Raw genomic sequence first — 20,176 nt, forward strand, 5'->3', positions numbered from 1 at the left:
CGCAAAGACGCGCCCTTATGCCCATGCGCCCGTATGCGCAGGTCAGAGCCGCTTTCCCGCCTGTCCCGAAGGACGTATCAACCATGGCCGCCAACCCGCAGAAGCCTGCCGCCGCGACTCCCCGCCGCAAGGTGAGCCGTCACCGCGGTGAAGGCCAGTGGGCCGCGGGGCACTTCACCCCGCTGAACGGCAACGAGCAGTTCAAGAAGGACGACGACGGTCTCAATGTGCGGACACGCATTGAGACGATCTACTCCAAGCGCGGCTTCGACTCCATCGACCCCAACGACCTGCGGGGCCGGATGCGCTGGTGGGGCCTGTACACCCAGCGCAAGCCCGGGATCGACGGCGGCAAGACCGCGATCCTGGAGCCGGAGGAGCTGGACGACGAGTACTTCATGCTGCGGGTCCGCATCGACGGCGGCCGGCTCACCACGCGGCAGCTGCGCGTGATCGGCGAGATCTCGCAGGAGTTCGCGCGCGGCACCGCCGACATCACCGACCGGCAGAACGTGCAGTACCACTGGATCCGGATCGAGGACGTGCCCGAGATCTGGAACCGGCTCGAGGCGGTCGGCCTGTCCACCACCGAGGCCTGCGGTGACACACCCCGCGTCGTCCTCGGCTCGCCCGTCGCCGGGATCGCCGCGGACGAGATCATCGACGGCACCCCGGCCATCGAGGCGATCCAGCGCCGGATCATCGGCAACAAGGACTTCTCGAACCTGCCCCGCAAGTTCAAGTCCGCGATCTCCGGCTCGCCGCTGCTCGACGTGGCGCACGAGATCAACGACATCGCCTTCGTCGGTGTGAACCACCCCGAGCACGGCCCCGGCTTCGACCTGTGGGTCGGCGGCGGTCTGTCCACCAACCCGAAGATCGGCGTCCGGCTCGGCGCCTGGGTGCCGCTGGACGAGGTCCCGGACGTCTACGAGGGCGTCATCTCGATCTTCCGCGACTACGGCTACCGGCGGCTGCGCACCCGCGCCCGCCTGAAGTTCCTGGTCGCCGACTGGGGCGCGGAGAAGTTCCGCCAGGTTCTGGAGGACGAGTACCTGCGGCGCAAGCTGGTCGACGGACCGGCGCCCGCCCAGCCCGTGGAGCGCTGGCGCGACCACGTCGGCGTGCACCGGCAGAAGGACGGCCGCTTCTACGTCGGTTTCGCCCCGCGCGTCGGCCGCGTCGACGGCGCCACGCTCACGAAGATCGCCGAGCTCGCCGAGGCGCACGGCTCGGGCCGGGTCCGCACCACCGTCGAGCAGAAGATGATCGTGCTCGATGTCGAGGAGGCGCGGGTCCAGTCGCTGGTCGAGGCCCTGGAGGCGCTCGACCTGACCGCCAAGCCCTCCCCGTTCCGGCGCGGCACGATGGCCTGCACCGGCATCGAGTACTGCAAGCTCGCCATCGTCGAGACCAAGGCGCGCGGCGCCTCGCTGATCGACGAACTGGAGCGCCGCATCCCGGACTTCGACGAGCCGATCACCATCAACCTCAACGGCTGCCCGAACGCCTGTGCGCGTATCCAGGTGGCGGACATCGGTCTCAAGGGCCAGCTGGTCCTCGACGACGACGGCAACCAGGTCGAGGGCTACCAGGTGCACCTGGGCGGCGCGCTCGGTCTGGAGGCCGGCTTCGGCCGCAAGGTGCGCGGTCTGAAGGTGACGTCGGAGGAACTGCCCGACTACGTGGAGCGCGTCCTGAAGCGGTTCCAGGAGGAGCGCGAGGACGGCGAGCGGTTCGCGACGTGGGCCGCGCGAGCTTCCGAGGAGGCGTTGTCGTGAGTGAGCGGGCCGCCCCCTTCTACTGCCCCTACTGCGGTGACGAGGACCTCCGGCCGAGTGAAGCCCTGGAAGGCAGCCACGGCGCGTGGGAATGCACGGCGTGCAACCGCGCATTCCAGTTGAAGTTCCTCGGGCTGCTCGCCCGCGGACTTCGACCCACCGAAGCAGGGGGAGATCAGATATGACCACGGCTCAGGAAGAGCGCACGACAGCGGATCTCAAGGCGCTCGCCGAACAGGCGGGCCGCGACCTGGAGAACGCCACCGCGCTGGAGATCCTCCAGTGGGCGGTCGACACCTTCGGCAAGCAGTTCTGCGTGACCTCCTCGATGGAGGACGCGGTCGTCGCCCACCTGGCGTCCCGCGTGCTGAAGGGCGGCGCCAAAGTCGACGTAGTCTTCCTCGACACCGGCTACCACTTTCCCGAGACCATCGGCACCCGGGACGCGGTCGAGGCCGTGATGGACGTCAACGTCATCACGCTCACCCCGCGCCAGACGGTCGCCGAGCAGGACGCGGAGTACGGCCCCAGGCTGCACGACCGCAACCCCGACCTGTGCTGCGCCATGCGCAAGGTGGAGCCTTTGGAGCGGGGGCTGAAGAACTACCTGGCCTGGGCGACCGGTCTGCGCCGCGACGAGTCCCCGACCCGGGCGAACACCCCGGTCGTCGGCTGGGACGACAAGCGGCAGAAGGTCAAGATCTCCCCGATCGCCCGCTGGACCCAGGACGACGTGGACGCGTACGTCGCCGAACACGGCGTACTGACCAACCCGCTGCTGATGGACGGTTACGCCTCCGTCGGCTGCGCCCCCTGCACCCGCCGTGTCCTTCAGGGCGAGGACGCGCGCGCCGGCCGCTGGGCCGGCCGGGCCAAGACCGAGTGCGGGCTGCACGGATGACGATCACCGAGACACGTCAGGAGACACACGTGACGACCGGAGCCACCATCTGGCTCACGGGTCTGCCGAGTGCCGGCAAGACCACCATCGCGTACGAGCTGGCAGGCCGGCTCCGGGCGGAGGGCCACCTCGTCGAGGTGCTCGACGGCGACGAGATCCGCGAGTTCATCTCGGCGGGCCTCGGCTTCAGCCGCGAGGACCGGCACACCAACGTGCAGCGCATCGGCTTCGTCGCCGAACTGCTCGCCCGCAACGGCGTCAAGGCGCTCGTCCCGGTGATCGCGCCCTACGCGGACAGCCGCGAGGCCGTCCGCAAGCGCCACCAGGAGAGCGGGGCCGCGTACGTGGAGGTGCACGTGGCGACTCCTGTCGATGTGTGCTCCGTACGCGACGTGAAGGGTCTGTACGCCAAGCAGGCCGCGGGCGAACTGTCCGGGCTGACCGGGGTCGACGACCCGTACGAGGAGCCCGAGTCGCCCGACCTGCGGATCGAGTCGCAGCACCAGACCGTGCAGGAGTCCGCAGCGGCGGTCCACGCCCTGCTCACCGAAAGGGGACTGGCATGACGACGACCGTTGCCACGGTGACGGGGGGCGATGAAGGTACGGATTCGCCGTACGCCCTCTCGCACCTGGACGCGCTGGAGTCCGAGGCGGTGCACATCTTCCGCGAGGTGGCGGGTGAGTTCGAGCGGCCGGTGATTCTGTTCTCCGGCGGCAAGGACTCCATCGTCATGCTGCACCTGGCGCTGAAGGCGTTCGCCCCCGCCCCGATCCCCTTCTCGCTGCTGCACGTCGACACCGGGCACAACTTCCCCGAGGTCATCGACTACCGCGACCGCACGGTCGCCCAGCATGGGCTGCGCCTCCATGTGGCCTCCGTACAGGACTACATCGACCGCGGTGTCCTCAAGGAGCGCCCCGACGGCACCCGCAACCCGCTGCAGACCCTGCCGCTGACCGAGAAGATCCAGGCCGAGCGGTTCGACGCCGTCTTCGGCGGCGGGCGCCGGGACGAGGAGAAGGCCCGGGCCAAGGAGCGGGTGTTCTCGCTGCGGGACGAGTTCTCGCAGTGGGACCCGCGCCGGCAGCGGCCCGAGCTGTGGAACCTGTACAACGGCCGGCACGCGCCCGGCGAGCACGTCCGCGTCTTCCCGCTGTCCAACTGGACCGAACTGGACGTCTGGCAGTACATCGCCCGCGAGGAGATCGAGCTGCCGGAGATCTACTTCGCCCATGAGCGTGAGGTGTTCCAGCGGGCCGGCATGTGGCTGACCGCCGGTGAGTGGGGCGGACCGAAGGACGGCGAGACCGTCGAGAAGCGGCTCGTCCGCTACCGCACCGTGGGCGACATGTCCTGCACGGGTGCCGTCGACTCCGACGCCACCACGCTGGACGCCGTGATCACGGAGATCGCCGCCTCCCGGCTGACCGAGCGGGGCGCGACGCGCGCCGACGACAAGCTCTCCGAGGCCGCGATGGAAGACCGCAAGCGCGAGGGGTACTTCTAGACATGAGCACGCTCACGACCGAGGAACTCTCGGCCACCACCCTGCTGCGATTCGCCACCGCGGGCTCCGTCGACGACGGCAAGTCCACGCTCGTCGGCCGCCTGCTGCACGACTCCAAGTCGATCCTCACCGACCAGTTGGAGGCCGTCGAGCGCGCCTCCGCGAGCCGCGGCCAGGAGGGTCCCGACCTCGCGCTGCTGACGGACGGTCTGCGCGCCGAGCGCGAGCAGGGCATCACGATCGATGTCGCCTACCGCTACTTCGCCACCCCGCGCAGGCGGTTCATCCTCGCCGACACCCCCGGCCATGTGCAGTACACCCGCAACATGGTCACCGGCGCCTCCACGGCCGAGCTGACGGTGATCCTGATCGACGCCCGCAACGGCGTCGTCGAGCAGACCCGCCGGCACGCCGCCCTCGCCGCGCTGCTGCGGGTGCCGCACGTGGTCCTCGCCGTGAACAAGATGGACCTGGTCGACTACCAGGAGTCCGTGTTCGCCGCGATCGCCGAGGAGTTCACGGCGTACGCGCTCGAGCTGGGCGTCCCGGAGGTCACCGCGATCCCGATCTCGGCGCTGGCCGGCGACAACGTCGTGGAACCGTCCGCGAACATGGACTGGTACGGCGGTCCGACCGTCCTGGAGCACCTGGAGACGGTTCCGGTCGCCCACGACCTGAGCCATTGCCACGCCCGCCTTCCCGTGCAGTACGTGATCCGTCCGCAGACCGCCGAGCACCCGGACTACCGGGGGTACGCCGGCCAGATCGCGGCGGGTTCCTTCCACGTCGGCGAGCAGATCACGGTCCTGCCGTCCGGCCGTTCCACGAAGATCTCCGGCATCGACCTCCTGGGCAAGCCGGTCGACGTCGCCTGGACCACGCAGTCGGTGACCCTCCAGCTGGAGGACGACATCGACATCTCGCGCGGCGACCTGATCGTGCCCAGCAAGGACGCGCCGCCGACCACCCAGGACATCGAGGCGACCGTCTGCCACGTGGCCGACGCGCCGCTGACCGTCGGTCACCGGGTGCTGCTCAAGCACGGCACCCGCACGGTCAAGGCGATCGTGAAGGACATCCCGTCCCGGCTCACGCTCGCCGACCTGTCCCTGCACCCGCACCCGGGGCAGCTCGTCGCCAACGACATCGGCCGGGTGAAGATCCGCACCGCCGAGCCGCTGCCGGTCGACTCCTACGCCGACTCGCGGCGCACCGGCTCGTTCATCCTGATCGACCCGAGCGACGGCACCACGCTCACCGCCGGCATGGTCGGCGAGTCGTTCGCCTCTCCGGAGCCCGTCAAGGACGCGGCCGAGGACGACGGGTGGGACTTCTGAGCATGACCTCCACCGACTACTACTCCACGTTCGCGAAGGAGGGCGGCCGCGTCGGCAGCGGTGCTCTCGGCAGCGGGCAGGGCGGAGTGGCGCGATGTGTGCGCTGACGTACGCGCACTGCCCGCGCGCCCGTACCTCCCACCGCCGTAGACGAAAACCCGCCGAGCTCCCGGCCACGACCTGAGAGACGTGACCGCCGGGCCAACGAGAGGAACACCTCCCGTGCCTGCCAACCGATCCGCCCTCCTGCGCCGCGGCATGGCCGCCGTCGCCGCGCTCCCCCTGCTCGCTCTGGCCGCGTGCGGCTACGGCTCCCAGGCCAAGGACGACGGCACCGTCAAGATCGCCGCCGGGGCGAAGAAGGTCGATGGTCTCGACTCCGTCAAGATCGGCTACTTCGGCAACCTGACCCACGCGACCGCCCTGGTGGGCATGGAGAAGGGCTTCTTCCAGAAGGAGCTCGGCGCCACCGAGGTCAAGCCCGCCGTCTTCAACGCGGGCCCGTCCGAGATCGAGGCGCTGAACTCCGGGTCACTCGATATCGGCTGGATCGGCCCGTCCCCGGCGATCAACGGTTACACCAAGTCCCAGGGCAAGAACCTGCGCATCATCGGCGGTTCGGCGTCCGGCGGGGTGAAGCTCGTGGTCGACCCGGACAAGATCAAGTCGCTGAAGGACGTCAAGGGCAAGAGGATCGCCACCCCGCAGCTGGGCAACACGCAGGACGTGGCGTTCCTCAACTGGATCGCGGACCAGGGCTGGAAGGTCGACGCGCAGAGCGGCAAGGGCGACGTCACGGTCGTCCGCAGTGACAACAAGGTCACGCCGGACGCCTTCAAGGCCGGTTCCGTCGACGGTGCCTGGGTGCCGGAGCCGACCGCGTCGAAGCTGGTCGCCGAGGGCGGCAAGGTGCTGCTGGACGAGGCGACGCTGTGGCCGGACAAGAAGTTCGTGATCACGAACGTCATCGTGCGGCAGGACTTCCTCAAGGAGCACCCGAAGGTCGTCGAGGCCGTGCTGAAGGGCTCCGTCGAGACCAACAAGTGGATCAACACCCACCCGGACGAGGCGAAGGCGTCGGCGAACAAGCAGCTGGAGATCGACTCCGGCAAGGCCCTCCCGGCGGACGTCCTGGACCCGGCCTGGAAGTCGATCCAGTTCACGGACGACCCGCTGGCCTCCACCCTCGACACCGAGGCGGAGCACGCGGTCAAGGCCGGCCTGCTGGAGGAGCCCGATCTGAAGGGCATCTACGACCTCACGCCGCTGAACAAGGTCCTCAAGGCCGAGGGCGTAAGCCCGGTCGACGACGCCGGTCTCGGCGTCAGCTGATCGAACGACCCCGATGAGTTCCCAGGAGGTGACGACCATGGCCACGACCCTCGCCAAGGCCGCCGACGGTACCGAGACGGCCGAGTACGCCGCCCGCATCGAGCACGTCTCGAAGTCGTTCGCGGGCCCCGCCGGGCAACAGCTCGTGCTGGACGACATCACCCTCGATGTCGCGCCCGGCGAGTTCGTCACCCTCCTGGGAGCCTCGGGCTGCGGCAAGTCCACGCTGCTGAACCTGGTGGCGGGGCTCGACAAGCCCAGCGCGGGTGGCATCACGACGGACGGCCGCCCGGCGCTGATGTTCCAGGAGCACGCCCTCTTCCCGTGGCTGACCGCGGGCAAGAACATCGAACTCGCCCTCAGGCTCAGGGGAGTTCCGAAGAACGAGCGCCGCGACAACGCGGAGGAGCTGCTCGAACTCGTCCGGCTGAAGGGCGCGTACGGCAAGCGGGTGCACGAGCTGTCGGGCGGTATGCGCCAGCGCGTCGCGATGGCCCGGGCGCTCGCGCAGGAGAGCAAGCTGCTGCTGATGGACGAGCCGTTCGCCGCGCTGGACGCCATCACCCGGGACGTCCTGCACGACGAGCTCACCCGGATCTGGGGGGAGACGGGGCTGTCCGTCCTGTTCGTCACGCACAACGTGCGCGAGGCGGTACGGCTCGCGCAGCGGGTCGTCCTGCTGTCCTCCCGGCCGGGCCGGATCGCGCGCGAGTGGACCGTGGACATTCCGCAGCCGCGCCGCATCGAGGACGCCCCCGTCGCGGAGCTGTCCATCGAGATCACCGAAGTACTGCGTGGGGAGATCCGCCGCCATGGCCAGCACTGAGCCGAAGACCACCGAGGCCAAGGCCCGGGGCATGGCCCAAGGGAATGCCCCGGGCAACTACGGGCTGGACGGCCTGGAGGCGGGGCTGGACGCCCTGGAGGCCTCGGTCACCGGCCGTACGCCCTTCCGGCAGACCTTCGTCAACAAGATCATTCCGCCGATCATCGCCATCGCGGTGGTCCTGGTGGGCTGGCAGATCACCTTCCACGTCGTCGACGACCCGACCAAGATGGCCTCACCGGGCGACGTGTGGAACGTCGTGCACCAGGCGTGGCTGCAGGGCGAGCTGCTCGGCTACATCTGGACCAGCGTCTCGCGCGGTCTGCTGGGCTTCCTGTTCGCGCTGGTCATCGGCACCCCGCTGGGTCTGCTAGTGGCCCGGGTGAAGTTCGTGCGCGCGGCCATCGGCCCGATCCTGTCCGGCCTGCAGTCGCTGCCGTCGGTGGCCTGGGTGCCGCCGGCCGTGCTCTGGCTGGGCCTGAACAACTCGATGATGTACGCGGTGATCCTGCTCGGTGCCGTGCCGTCCATCGCCAACGGCCTGGTGTCCGGCGTCGACCAGGTGTCGCCGCTGTTCCTGCGGGCGGGCCGCACGATGGGCGCGACGGGTCTGAAGGGCACCTGGTTCATCACGCTGCCGGCCGCGCTGCCCGGCTATGTGGCCGGTCTGAAGCAGGGCTGGGCGTTCTCCTGGCGGTCGCTGATGGCGGCCGAGATCATCGCGTCCTTCCCCGACCTCGGCGTCGGCCTCGGCCAGCTGCTGGAGAACGGCCGCAACGCCAGCGACATGGCCATGGTGTTCGAGGCCATCCTGCTCATCCTGTTCGTCGGTATCGCCATCGACCTGCTGATCTTCAGTCCGCTGGAGCGGTGGGTGCTGCGCAGCCGCGGTCTGCTGGTGAAGAGCTGAAGTCCCATGCATCGAAAGCCGGTTCATCCCGTCCTCGTCGTGGTCGCCCACGGCAGCCGTGATCCGCGGCACGCCGCGACCGTGCACGCCCTGGTGCGGCGCGTACGGTCGCTGCGGCCGGGCGTGCGGGTGGAGACCGGCTTCCTGGACTTCAACGTGCCTTCCGTGCAGGGCGTGCTGGAGTCACTGGCGGCGGAGGGTGTGCGGGACGTCGTAGCCCTGCCGCTGTTGCTGACGCGCGCCTTCCACGCGAAGGCGGACATCCCCGCCGTACTGCGGGACGCGCCGCCGCGGCTGCGGATCCGGCAGGCGGAGGTGCTCGGCCCGTCGCCGCTGCTGCTGACCGCTCTCGAGCGGCGGTTGTACGAGGCGGGGTTGACGCCCGCCGACAAGTCCTCGACCGGGGTCGTGCTGGCCTCGGCGGGGTCCACCGACCCGGAGGCGATCGCAGTGATCGCAGAAATCGCGCGGGAGTGGCGGCACACCGGTTGGTGCGCCGTGCGGCCTGCGTTCGCCTCCGCGTCCCTTCCCCGCACGGAGGACGCCGTGCGGGAGCTCAGGGACCTGGGCTGCTCGAAGGTCGCGGTCGCGCCGTACGTCCTCGCCCCGGGGTTTCTTCCCGACCGCATCGCGCGGGGCGCCTCAGAGGCGGATGTGCTGGCCGAGGTGCTCGGGCCCGCGCCCGAGGTGGCGCGGGTGCTGCTGGAGCGGTACGACGCGGCGCGGATGCCGCTGGCGGCCGCGGTCAGCGCCTGACGTGCGGTCTTCCTGACTGGTCCGACCTGCTCGGATTCCGAAGAAGTCGCCTCGCCCCGGCCGGAGATCTGCTGGGATGGTCCCTCGAAGAATCGGTCGAGGGAGAGCGGCGCACGTGGCGGGTCGGGAGTTCGGGCATCACGCCGCGCTGCGTGCAGGATCCGCTGCGGGAGTGCTCGCCCGGCGCGGGCTGCCGCCGGTCCGCGCCGCGGGGAAGGGACGAGTCAAGTGACCCTCGCCCAGCTGCACTACACCTCCGATCCGCCCGGACCCGACGGGTCGGGCTTCCGGTTCACCGCGGTCGGCGCGGGGGTCCCGCAGGGGCTGCTGCGGGAGGCGGAACAGCTGATCGGGTACGAGCCGCCGCGCGACTTCCCGGACCGGCCCGACACCGAACAGCTCAAGAGCTTCCCCAAGGCCTTCAGCTTCAGCGAACTCGCCGACGGAGGGTCGCTGCTGAGCCGCAGCGTGTACACCGGGGCGGACCACAGCGGGCGTTGGGGCAACTTCCACGCGCACGCCGTCCATCTGCCGTCCGGGACGCGACTGCCGGACGGCGCCCTGCCCATCACCGCGTGGGAGTCGCCGCGCTGGGCCGACGCCACTCCCCCGGGTGGCCGGCCCGAGCCGGTCGACCGTTTCGAGCCGTCCGGCCTGTTCCGCAAGGAGGGGCTGGTCGCGTTCGCGGTGTCCCGGGCCGACCGGCTCGCGGCCTTCTTCGCCGATCTGCGGGCGCTCGCGGCGGACCCGGACGCCGGGCAGCTCGTGATCGTGGAGCACGACAGTGCCGACGTGGCCCAGTGGATCGCGCTCGCCTGCACGGTGCTGCCGCGCGAACAGGCGCACCGGCTGACCTTCACCACCTACACGCGTCGCCCTCAGCAGGCCCGCCAGCAGATCATCGGCGCGCTGCCGTCGTCGGAGTCGGTCGCCCACGACCACCGCTACCGGGTGCACGACCGCACCGGGCGGCCGCCGTCCGAGCCGGTCACGGACGCCTGGGCGGAGGTGTGCGCGCGGATCTGGTGCGCCGGGCGGCCCGAGCTGTTCCGCGACGCCGAGGACCTCGGCCCCCTCGCCGTGGCCGCCCTCACCTCGGGCATCGCCCTGCGCACCGACGCCCGCGCGGTCGCCGCACGCTGGGCGGCCGACCACGCGGACACACTGCCCGATGCGACGCTGGGCGCGCTGGTGGAGGGGTTGTGTGCGGGGGATGCCGAGGGCTCGGTGGTGCGGGCCCCGTCGGCCGCGGCCGTCGACACCCCCGCTCCCCCGCCCCCCGACGACGAACAGACCGCGCTGGCCGCGCTGTTGGCGCGGCTCGAGGGGCAGGTGCCGACCGCCGTGTCCGCTCCGCTCGCCGCACGCGTGCTGGCCTCGGCCGTGCTCGGCCGGGGGCCCGTGCCCGCGCTCGACGCCGGGTCGCTCACCCCGCAGGCACGCGCCGATCTCGCCCGTGAGCTGGCCCCCGCACTGCGCGCCGGCCTCGCGGACGCGCGCGAGCCGGCCGACGGACGGCCACTGGCCCTGCTGCAGGTCGCCGACCTGCTGGACATCGACTGCCAGGACCTGCTGCCGGACCTGGCCGGGCGGCTGGCGCGGGCGCTGGTGGGCGAGGACCCGGCCGGGGGCTCCGGCGTCGCAGGCCGCGAAGACCGCACCGCCGCCCCCTGCCCGCCCGCCCTCCTCGACGCCGTGCACGGGCACCCCGCGCTGCGCATCGCCCTCTTCGATGCCCTCGACGCGCTGGCCGCCGCCGATCCGCGGGTCGCCGCGCGGAAGCTGGCCGGGTCGGGGCTGCCCGTCACGCTGCAGCCGGGCTTCCCGCACCTGCGCATGTGCGTCACGGCGACGCCTCCCGACGCCCCGGGCGACCGGCTCGCGCGGTTCCACGGCGTCCTGCGGGCCGCGGGGGTCTCCCCGCACGCCGAGACGGCCGTGTTGCGGACCGCGCTCGGGCTGGTGTGGACCGGCGAGCTGCCGACCGGGCAGGAGGCGAGCCTGCTGCTGAACCAGCTGGGTTCCGACACGCACCGCGCGGCCGGCACCCGGGACCTGCTGATCGAGGCCGCCCTCGCCGCGCCCGCGGACGACCCCGGCGTGCCGGTCCTCGCCACCGACCTGCTGCGCTGCTTCGGTACGGAACTGCGGCCCGGGCAGCGTTCGGCCCTGCTCCTGCTGGAGTTCGCGGGCCTGCTCGGCACCGAGGGCGAGGGCGAGCAGTGGGTCGACCGGGTGCTGGCGCTGCGGGACTCGGCGACCGAACCCGTTCCGGACACGGTGACCGAGCGGGTCTACGGCGCCCTCGCCCGGCGGCTGTTGGAGGGGACGGCTCCCGAGAACGAGGTCTACTCCCTGGCCAGGTCGGCCGAACCGGAACTGCTCGCGGCGTACGAGCGCGTCGGGCGCTCGGACCGCGTGGGCGACCGGCTGCGGACCGTGCCGTCGTACGTCGCCGCCCGCTACTGCGACTGGAGCGCGTACCCCGGCACCCACCCCGACTGGGACACCACGCGTACCACGCTGCTGACCAAGGTGCTGCGGCCGATCGTGCGGGCACTGCCCGCCGAGGACCACGCCGAGATCGAGGCGGCGCTGGGCCGCGCGGGCCGGGGCAAGCTCGACGCGTGGCGTTCCTGGAACCGCCCCGGCGCGCTCGGGCGGCTCGCGGGACGGCTGTCCGGACGCGGCCGCCGTACCGAGCCGATCGCCGGCCCGACCCCCGGTCGGCACGCGGACATCGAACCGCCGGCCGGTGGAGGCCACCGGTGAACCTGTGAGCGTGGACGCGTTGTCGGCCGCCGTCACCCCCAGGGGCCGCTGACCTGGACGGCGTTCTCCGACCTGTGGCCGACGCGGATCGCCCGGAGCCTGTTCCACGGACGGCGCCCCGCAGCGGGCGGGTCCAGGGAGCCGAGCGAGACGTCCTCGGCCGCTGGAGGAGATCTGCCTCGGCGGACTCAGCGGCCCGGCACCCCCAGGGGCCGCTGCAACGGGTCCCGGCCGCTCGCGGCAAGGGCACGGGCGAACACGGGTGCGTCGTCCGGCACCGGTACCGGGTCGGCGAAGCCGTCGTACTGCCGGTAGAGGTCGCCGTGGGTGACGACCACGTCGAGGACCAGCCGGGCGGCGCCGTCCGAGACGTGGAACTGCTGGCCGGTGGCCGTGGCGACGTCCCAGCCGTGCACGGCCGTCTCCTTGATGATCAGCGAGGCGAGCTCGGGGGCGGGCAGGCTGCCCACGCCCAGGTCCACCTCGCCCTCCCACACCGCGGGGTCCGCCCAGGCGGCGACCGCGCGGTCCAGCTGGGCGGCGTACGCCTCGGCCCAGTCCGCCTCGGCGGTGAAGTCGCGGGCGGTCAGCTCCTCGGGGAGCTGCTTGCGCAGGGCGCGGTGCTCCAGGCCGTGCGAGGTGTACAGGACCATGTGGTTGACCAGGGCGCGCACGTCCCAGTCGGAGCAGTGGGTCGGTTCGCCGAGCCGCGCGGCCGTGACACCGCGCGCGACACGGGCCGCCTCGGCGGCGCATTCGGTCATGTACGGGTAGAGGTCATCCTTGTTCATGCACGTCACGCTAGGGAGGGCGTGCCGAGGCCGCTTGAACAAACGCGACGAGCCTAGGCTCCTCGTATGACCGTGACCTTCTACGCCGTGACGCTCGACTGCCCCGACGCCGATCAGCTTGCCCGCTTCTACCAGGGCTTTCTCGGCGGGCGACGGATCGTCTCCGACGAGGACGGCTACGCCGTACTCGTCCTGGAGGGCGGTACCGTACGGCTCTTCTTCCAGAAGGTGGGCAATCCGCGGCCGCTCCGCTGGCCGGACCCGGCCGCCCCGCGCCGCCAGCATCTGGAGTTCGCCGTCGACGAGAGCCTGGACGAGATGGAACGACGGCTCGAACGGCTCGGCGCGCTCGTGCCCGAGCAGCAGCCCGGCGGCGACCGGTTCCGGGTGTTCGTCGACCCCGCCGGCCACCTGTTCTGCCTGGCACCGCGCGAGACCACCGAGGTCACCCAGAAGATGCTCGATTCCGCCCGCTGACAGCTAGGGCCCTAATCGGTCAGCTCCACCAGCTTGAGCACCGTGTTCCAGTTGCGGCTTGTGGCGATCACGCCCTTGTTCAGCCGGGGCTTGGAGAGGTGCTCGGCGAGCTTGGAACGGCCCAATCCGTTCGGCGCGTAGAGGTACAGGGCGCGGTCGCCGAGGCGGAACTCCTCGGGGAGATAGGCGGCTTGGTCGATCTCCGCGAAGCGCTCGGCGTCGACTCGGGCGGAGAAGTAGGTGACGTGCAGCTGCTTGGCCTCCAGCTCGGCGGCCGGGAAGGGGCAGGCCTCGGCGACCGCCTTCAGATAGGCGTGGTCGCGGACGATCACGTCGACCACGAAGCCGAAGCGCTTCTCGATCGCCTGCGTGAGCTCGGCGGCCAGGGACTCCTCGTCGCCGTGGCCGCTGGTGAACACGGCCTGGCCGCTTTGCAGATACGTACGGACTTGCGCGTGCCCGAGGCCCTCCAGCAGCGCGCGCAGTTCGGCCATCGGCACCTTCTTGCTGCCGCCCACGTTGATTCCGCGCAGCAGCGCCGCGTACCTCGTTGTCATCCGCACACCATAAAGCGGCCGTCGTGCCCCGTGGGGGTGGGCACGACGGCCGTGTCCGCGCGTGGGACTGTGCGGAACTCTGGCCGATCCGGAGGGCGTGATTCAACCGCTGCACACACCTGTGACTCATTCAACAAGCTTTTCGCCACGACAAAGCGGGTCGCTGCCGACGGACCGGACACTGCGATCGTCGTCCCCGAGAAGACCAGGTAGTTGTAAGGGGCCATCATCCTCCCCAGTGGGGAGAGCGCGGGGGCCGAGGGGATGACTTCGGTCCGTCGCGCTTCACCGGGCAGCAGGACGAGATGGCTTTATGCGGCCCATACCTTCGAAACGAAAGGTGGCGGCAGGGGGCTGCCACCGCTCACGAGGGGGCAAGCCCGTCATGGGGAACGGAGATACACGGGTGCGGGGGTTGGCCGCCCGGGCCGGCGGTTGGAGTGCCCAGCATCGATGGGCTGCCGTCGGCATCTGGGTGCTGTTCGTCGTCCTGGCGATGGGGCTCGGGTCGGCGGCGGGCCGGGTCGACGTCGACCAGAGCGACGGGCTGCCGGGCGAGACATACACCGCCGCCAAGATCATCGAGGATGCCGGGATCGACGAACCGGCCAGCGAGACGGTGCTGATCCAGGCCAAGGACGGCAGCCTCAAGGCCACGGACGCGGAGTTCCGCGCCGCGGTCACCGCGGTCATGGACGCCGTGGACGCGACCGGCAAGGTCACGGACGTGACATCGCCGTACGACACGGACACGGTCTCGAAGGACGGCCGCAGCGCGCTGGTGCAGTTCGACATGCGCGGCGACTCCGACACCGCGGGCGAGCGGGTCGAGCCGGTGCTGAACGCCGTCGAGGACGTCCAGAAGGACCACGAGTCGCTGCGGATCGAGGAGATCGGCGGCGCCAGCATGATGAAGACGTTCAACGACGCGTTCGGGGACGACTTCCAGAAGGCCGAGTACTCCGCGGTGCCGGTTGCCCTCGGCATTCTGCTCATCGCCTTCGGCGCGCTGGTGGCGGCCCTGCTGCCGGTGCTGCTGGCGATCACCGCGATCATGGCGACGATGGGCCTGATGGGCCTCGTCAGTCATGTGATGCCGATGAGTGAGACGGCCAACTCCGTGATGCTCCTGGTCGGTCTGGCCGTCGGCGTCGACTACTGCCTGTTCTACCTGCGCCGCGAGCGCGAGGAGCGCGAGGCGGGACGGGACGCCCAGACGGCGCTGCGGGTGGCCGCCGCCACCAGTGGCCGCGCGATCATCGTCTCGGGTGTCACGGTGTGCGTGGCGATGGCGGGCATGCTGTTCACCGGGCTCGCCGAGTTCGAGGCGATGGGCCTGGCCTCGCTGATGGTCGTGGCGGTCGCCATGGTCGGGTCCGTGACCGTGCTGCCCGCGCTCCTTTCCCTGCTGGGCGGGCGGGTAGAGAAGGGCCGTATCCCGTTCCTGCGGCGGCGTCGCCGTAACGGCGGCAACGGCGAAAGCCGGTTCTGGACGGCCGTACTGAAGGGTGTGCTCGCCAGGCCCGTCATCTCTGTGGTCGTGGCGGCCGGGGCGCTGCTCGCGATCGCCGCGCCGGCGGTCGGCATGAAGACGCAGAACCTCACGCTGGACCAGGAGTTCGGCGACTCGCTGCCGATCGTGCAGACCTACAACCGGGTCAACGACGCCTTCCCCGGAGGCTCCGAGCCGGCCGAGGTCGTCGTCAAGGCGGACGACATCAACGCGCCCGAGGTACAGGGCGCCCTGGCCGAGTTCAAGGAGCGGGCGGTCGCCTCGGGCGCCTCGCGCGGCCCGGTCGAGATCAAGCTGCACGACAGCCAGAACATCGCCTTCGTCTACGTCCCGCTGGTCGGCGGCTCCGACCTGGACAAGGCCGGCGAGAACCTGGACAAGCTGCGCGACGACGTGCGGCCCGCCACGCTCGGCAAGGTCGACGGCGTCGAGGCGCCGATCACCGGACAGGTGGCCGGTTCGAAGGACTTCAACGACCAGCTGGCCGGAGCCGTCGTCCCGGTCTTCGCGTTCGTCGTGGTCTTCGCCTTCGCGCTGATGCTGCTGTCGTTCCGCTCGCTGACGATCGCGATCACCTCGATCGTGCTCAACCTGCTGTCGGTGGGCGCGGCCTACGGCATCCTCGTCGGGGTCTTCCAGCACGGCTGGGGTGCCTCGCTGGTGGGCGCGGAGGGCGTCGGCGCCATCATCACGTGGCTGCCGCTGTTCCTCTTCGTGATCCTGTTCGGCCTGTCGATGGACTACCACGTGTTCGTGGTCTCGCGGATCCGCGAGGCACGGATGCGCGGCCGCAGCACGAACGAGGCCATCAAGCACGGTGTGGTCACCACCGCCGGTGTCGTGACCAGTGCCGCCGTCATCATGGTCGCCGTCTTCGCGATCTTCGGCACGCTGTCCATGCAGTCCATGAAGCAGATGGGCGTCGGCCTCGCGGCCGCGGTGCTCATCGACGCGACGATCATCCGGGGCGTACTGCTCCCCGCGGTGATGGCGCTGCTCGGCGAGCGCAACTGGTACCTGCCGAAGTGGCTGCACCGGCTGCCTGACCTCACCCACGACGAGTCGCCGGAGGCCGTCGCACGGCCCGTGGCACGGGACGACGAGGGTGAGCGGCTGGGAGTCTGAACGGCTCCGTACGGCGCCGTAGGGTCGTGAACCTTCCCTGACTGAGGGCCCGTTGACTTCGGGGGAGTCAACGGGCCTTCTTCCTGCGCGGGTTACCCGGGCAGTTCGGCCTCGATGAGGTCGGCCGCTCGCTTCGTGCCGCCCTCCTGGGCCATCTCCGCCTGGATCTCCTTCAGCCGCCGGGCGACCTCGGGGTCGTCGACCAGCGCGAGGGCGGCTTCCCGCAACGCTTCGGCGGTCGCCTCCTCAGTCGGAAGGCGGCGGGCGACGCCGAGGCCCTGGAGCATGTCCGCGTTGCCGAACTGGTCCACGGCCTGCGGTACGGCGATCATCGGCGTGGCCGTGGCCAGTCCCTCCTGGCTGCCGCCCGCGCCGGCGTGCGTGACGAACAGGTCGGCCTGCTTCAGGATCGCCAACTGCGGCACCCAGGAGCGCACTTCGACGTTCGCCGGTACGTCGCCCAGCTCGGCGGGGTCGACGTGCTTGCCGATCTGGAGCACCAGGTGCCAGCCCGGCAGGTCGCCGAAGGCCTTGGCGCACTCCCGGTAGAAGTCCGGCAGCTTGGTGAAGGCGGACCCGAGCGAGACGAGGACCACCTTCTCGGCGCCTGCGGGCCGCTGCCAGTCGCCCTCCGCGCCGCGGTCGCCCTGGCAGGCGCCGACGAAGCTGTGCACGCTCTCGTCGACCCGGTCCGCGTTCGGCTGCAGCGCCCTGGGGATCAGGACGATGGAGCGGGCGGGACGGCCCACGAACGGGTCCGGGTGCTCGGTGATCCCGTTCTCCTCCAGCCAGGCGTGGAAGCGGGCGTAGTAGGCCTGCCCGCGCTCGGTCTTCCGCGGCTCCTCCCACATCGGCTCGGCGACCTCCTCCTCATAGCCGTCCCAGGCGACGAGGTTCGGTGAGAGGGAGATCGCGGGCACGCCCCAGCGGTGGGCGAGGACCCGGGCCGGGTAGGAGGTGATGTCGTGCAGTACGAGGTCGGGCTCGTCGCCCTCGTACGCCTCGATCAGCTGCGGGAGCGCTTGGATCGCGTCGGCCAGGAAGGGCTCCACGTTGTCCAGCAGGGTGGTGCCCCAGGCCGCCGGGTCGTCGTCGGGCGAGGGCAGCGTCGACGTCCAGAGCTTCACCTCGGCACCGGTCCCGGCGACCTTCTCGGCGAACACGGGCGGGATGGCGTACGTGACCCGGTGCCCGCGCGCGACGAGCTCGCGGATCACCTCGAGGCTCGGGTTCACGTGGCCGTGGGCGGCGATGGAGAACATGGCGATGTGGGCGCGGGTGGCGGTCATGGCGTCGACAGTAGACGAGACGAGACGTCTCGTACAACTCGAATACCGAGACTGCTGCCGCTAGGGCGTGGGGCAGTCCTCACCGGATCCCTCGACCGGTCGGCCGTCCGGGCCGGTGACGGTGACGGTCCCCGGTTCGCTCCCGGGATCGGCGATGCGCTGTGCCCCCACGGCCGTGCAGATCAGCTGGGCTACCGCGAGGTCATTCACCACTGCGGACAGTTCGAGGGAGACGCGGTCGCCCTGCGTGGCCACCTTCACGAGGTCCGACGCCCTCGCCTCCTGCGGAACCCGCACGGCGAGGCCCGTGGGCGGCGCGGCCGGGGCGGCCGTCGGCAGCGGTCCCGGCAGCGGCAGCAGCGTGGTCAGGCGCTTGGCGCGTTCCGCGTCGCTCGGGCCCTGGAGCAGTACGTCCACGGCCGACTCGACGTCGACCGGGGCGACGGTTCTGCGGGGGACGGCGATCAGGGTGCCGTCCACCACGAGGTAGATCCGTATGGTGGGCACGACCCCACTGGCGGGCCCGCCCGCCTCCACCACGCCGGTCGTGGGGACGCCGCAGGAGACGAGCGCGGCGAGCGCCGCGAGGACGAGTGACGCGGATCGGCATACAGCTCTCAAGATCGGTTCCCCTGCGGCGACGTGTCCCGCCGCAGCGGGAGTTCTACGGTGAAGACGGCGCCGCCCTCCGCACGGTTCGCCGCCCGGACGGTGCCGCCGTGCACCCGGACGTTCTCCGCGGTGATGGCGAGGCCCAGGCCGCTGCCCTCGGTCCGGGTGCGGGCGGTGTCGGACTTGTAGAAGCGCTCGAAGACGTGGGGCAGCACGTCCTCGGGGATGCCGGGCCCGCTGTCCAGCACCTCGATCACGGCCGACCCGGGGTCTGTGCCCTCGTACAGGCGCAGCCGGACCGGGCGGGCGCCGTGCCGGAGGGCGTTGCCGACCAGGTTCGCGACGATCACGTCGAGGCGGCGCGGGTCGACGCGTGCGCGCAGGGCATCGGGCGGCGGCAGGTCGGCGTCCACCGAGTCGGTCCAGGCGCGGGAGGCGAGTGTGCGCCGCAGCGACTCGGCGAGGTCGATCTCGTCCAGGTGCGGCACCGCCGCGCCCGCGTCGAAGCGGGAGATCTCCATCAGGTCGTCCACCAGCCGGGCCAGCTTCACGGTCTCCTCGCTGATCAGCCGGACCGCGGTGGCGGTGTCGGGGTCGAGGTGGGCGGCGTCCTCGTCGAGGACGTCGGTGACCGCCGACATGGCGGCCAGCGGGGTGCGCAGTTCGTGCGAGACGTCCGCGGCGAACCGGCGGGCCCGGGCCTCCATGCCGCGCAGTTCGGCGACCGACTCCTCCAGGGCGGCGGCGGTCTCGTTGAACGTGTGCGACAGATCGGCGAGTTCGTCGGAGCCGTCGACCGCGAGCCGGGTGTCCAGCCGTCCCTCGGCGATGCTGCGGGTGGCGTGGCGCAGCGCGCGCACCGGCCGCAGCACTCCGCGGGCGGCGAGCAGCGCGAACAGCACGGCGAGGCCCAGGGCGGGCACGGTGGCCCGTTGGATGGCGGTGACCAGGGCGTCGACGTACGCCTGTTCCGTGGCCTGCGGCACCGTCAGGAAGACCTGGACGCCGGACTCGACCAGGCCCTCCGCGCCGGACGTGGCGAAGGCGACCGACATGCCGACGACGAGGGAGGTGTGGTCGCCGCTGTTCACTCGCTGGAAGACGGTGGCCGTGCTGGAGTCCACGGCCGCGCGCAGGGCGGGCGTCAGCTCCTCGAACGGGTCGTCGGGGGCGGAGGTGGCGCTCAGCCCGTCGTAGGCGACCAGCACGCGCCAGGTCCCGGACGGTTCGGCGGCGGCCACGTCGGCCGCGAACCGCCGCAGTTGGGCCTCGCCCGGGGGGAAGCCGAGTTGGGGTGCGAGCCGGTCCACCTGGGTGCGCAGCAGCTTGATCACGGTGTCCTGGCTCTGCTGGAGGACTCCGGTGCGCGCCTCCCGGAACGTCAGGGCGCCGGTGGTGGCGGCGGTGAGCGCGGCGACGAGGGCGAACGCCACGACCAACCGCATGCGCAGGCCGCGCAGTTGCGGGGCTCTGACCCGGGATCTCGCCGAGAGCCTCACCGGGCGGCGAACCGGTAGCCGAAACCGCGCACGGTCTGTATGTAGCGCGGATCGCGCGAGGGTTCGCCCATCTTGGCGCGCAGCCGTTTGACACAGGCGTCCACCAGGCGCGCGTCCCCGTGGAAGCTGTGCTCCCAGACCGCCTCCAGGAGTTGCTGCCGGCTGAACACCTGGCCGGGTGAGGCGGA

At 71.2% G+C, this 20,176-nt stretch carries 18 protein-coding genes and 1 pseudogene; 13 read left to right on the plus strand and 6 right to left on the minus strand.

What is annotated here, in order from left to right:
* The first annotated feature begins 83 nt into the window (after positions 1-83).
* The 11 genes from ABT063_RS41260 to ABT063_RS41310 all read left to right on the plus strand — a co-directional run bounded on the left by ABT063_RS41260 (position 84) and on the right by ABT063_RS41310 (position 12,125).
* Positions 84-1,781 carry a nitrite/sulfite reductase gene (locus ABT063_RS41260; protein WP_351066092.1) on the plus strand — a complete coding sequence of 566 codons (1,698 nt, stop codon included), beginning with the start codon at positions 84-86 and terminating at the stop codon, positions 1,779-1,781.
* Entirely contained in the window at positions 1,778-1,966 is a 189-nt protein-coding gene (locus ABT063_RS41265) for a hypothetical protein (protein WP_351066093.1), read from the plus strand. Before ABT063_RS41260 ends, ABT063_RS41265 begins: the two co-directional genes overlap by 4 nt.
* Positions 1,963-2,682 (plus strand): phosphoadenylyl-sulfate reductase, encoded by a 720-nt coding sequence (locus ABT063_RS41270; RefSeq protein WP_351066094.1) that lies wholly within the window; start codon positions 1,963-1,965, stop codon positions 2,680-2,682. The genes ABT063_RS41265 and ABT063_RS41270 overlap by 4 nt, the downstream gene beginning before the upstream one ends.
* Positions 2,679-3,248, plus strand: a complete 570-nt coding sequence (gene cysC / locus ABT063_RS41275; RefSeq protein WP_351066095.1) for an adenylyl-sulfate kinase — start codon at positions 2,679-2,681, stop codon at positions 3,246-3,248. The genes ABT063_RS41270 and cysC overlap by 4 nt, the downstream gene beginning before the upstream one ends.
* On the plus strand, positions 3,245-4,192 hold the full coding sequence (gene cysD / locus ABT063_RS41280; RefSeq protein ID WP_351066096.1) for a sulfate adenylyltransferase subunit CysD: 948 nt from the start codon (positions 3,245-3,247) through the stop codon (positions 4,190-4,192). Before cysC ends, cysD begins: the two co-directional genes overlap by 4 nt.
* Before the next feature lie 2 nt (positions 4,193-4,194).
* Positions 4,195-5,529, plus strand: coding sequence for a sulfate adenylyltransferase subunit 1 (locus tag ABT063_RS41285; protein WP_351066097.1), 1,335 nt, complete (start codon positions 4,195-4,197; stop codon positions 5,527-5,529).
* A 222-nt stretch (positions 5,530-5,751) separates the two neighbouring features.
* On the plus strand, positions 5,752-6,861 hold the full coding sequence (locus tag ABT063_RS41290; RefSeq protein WP_351066098.1) for an aliphatic sulfonate ABC transporter substrate-binding protein: 1,110 nt from the start codon (positions 5,752-5,754) through the stop codon (positions 6,859-6,861).
* 37 nt (positions 6,862-6,898) lie between these two features.
* On the plus strand, positions 6,899-7,687 hold the full coding sequence (locus ABT063_RS41295; protein WP_351066099.1) for an ABC transporter ATP-binding protein: 789 nt from the start codon (positions 6,899-6,901) through the stop codon (positions 7,685-7,687).
* Positions 7,674-8,597 carry an ABC transporter permease gene (locus ABT063_RS41300; protein ID WP_502990992.1) on the plus strand — a complete coding sequence of 308 codons (924 nt, stop codon included), beginning with the start codon at positions 7,674-7,676 and terminating at the stop codon, positions 8,595-8,597. The genes ABT063_RS41295 and ABT063_RS41300 overlap by 14 nt, the downstream gene beginning before the upstream one ends.
* Positions 8,598-8,603: 6 nt before the next feature.
* Positions 8,604-9,353, plus strand: a complete 750-nt coding sequence (locus ABT063_RS41305) for a sirohydrochlorin chelatase (RefSeq protein ID WP_351066100.1) — start codon at positions 8,604-8,606, stop codon at positions 9,351-9,353.
* Between the two features lie 228 nt (positions 9,354-9,581).
* Complete coding sequence (locus tag ABT063_RS41310; protein ID WP_351066101.1) at positions 9,582-12,125, plus strand: GTPase-associated protein 1-related protein; 2,544 nt, start codon at positions 9,582-9,584, stop codon at positions 12,123-12,125.
* Between the two features lie 188 nt (positions 12,126-12,313).
* On the opposite strand, the gene ABT063_RS41315 is transcribed toward ABT063_RS41310, so the two are convergent.
* Positions 12,314-12,916, minus strand: coding sequence for a TIGR03086 family metal-binding protein (locus tag ABT063_RS41315; protein ID WP_351066102.1), 603 nt, complete (start codon positions 12,914-12,916; stop codon positions 12,314-12,316).
* Between the two features lie 66 nt (positions 12,917-12,982).
* Here ABT063_RS41315 and ABT063_RS41320 point away from each other — a divergent pair, with 66 nt between their 5' ends.
* Positions 12,983-13,393, plus strand: a complete 411-nt coding sequence (locus ABT063_RS41320) for a VOC family protein (protein WP_351066103.1) — start codon at positions 12,983-12,985, stop codon at positions 13,391-13,393.
* An 11-nt stretch (positions 13,394-13,404) separates the two neighbouring features.
* Here ABT063_RS41320 and ABT063_RS41325 read toward each other — a convergent pair whose 3' ends face one another.
* Positions 13,405-13,950, minus strand: coding sequence for a DUF1697 domain-containing protein (locus ABT063_RS41325; RefSeq protein ID WP_351066104.1), 546 nt, complete (start codon positions 13,948-13,950; stop codon positions 13,405-13,407).
* A 385-nt stretch (positions 13,951-14,335) separates the two neighbouring features.
* On the opposite strand from ABT063_RS41325, the gene ABT063_RS41330 reads away from it, so the two are divergent.
* Positions 14,336-16,588 carry an MMPL family transporter gene (locus tag ABT063_RS41330; protein ID WP_351066105.1) on the plus strand — a complete coding sequence of 751 codons (2,253 nt, stop codon included), beginning with the start codon at positions 14,336-14,338 and terminating at the stop codon, positions 16,586-16,588.
* Positions 16,589-16,680: 92 nt separating this feature from the next.
* Here the strand turns inward: ABT063_RS41330 and mgt are convergent.
* The 4 genes and pseudogenes from mgt to ABT063_RS41350 all read right to left on the minus strand — a co-directional run.
* A pseudogene (mgt, locus tag ABT063_RS41335) lies at positions 16,681-17,953 on the minus strand (macrolide-inactivating glycosyltransferase).
* Entirely contained in the window at positions 17,938-18,498 is a 561-nt protein-coding gene (locus ABT063_RS41340) for a hypothetical protein (protein WP_351066106.1), read from the minus strand. The pseudogene mgt and the gene ABT063_RS41340 overlap by 16 nt, the downstream one beginning before the upstream one ends.
* On the minus strand, positions 18,495-19,934 hold the full coding sequence (locus ABT063_RS41345) for a sensor histidine kinase (protein WP_351066107.1): 1,440 nt from the start codon (positions 19,932-19,934) through the stop codon (positions 18,495-18,497). The genes ABT063_RS41340 and ABT063_RS41345 overlap by 4 nt, the downstream gene beginning before the upstream one ends.
* Positions 19,935-19,984: 50 nt before the next feature.
* A partial coding sequence (locus ABT063_RS41350) for a winged helix-turn-helix domain-containing protein (RefSeq protein WP_351066108.1) occupies positions 19,985-20,176 on the minus strand: 192 nt, incomplete at its 5' end.

The sequence above is a fragment of the Streptomyces sp. NPDC002838 genome (genome assembly GCF_040295365.1).
In the GTDB taxonomy this organism is placed as follows: domain Bacteria; phylum Actinomycetota; class Actinomycetes; order Streptomycetales; family Streptomycetaceae; genus Streptomyces.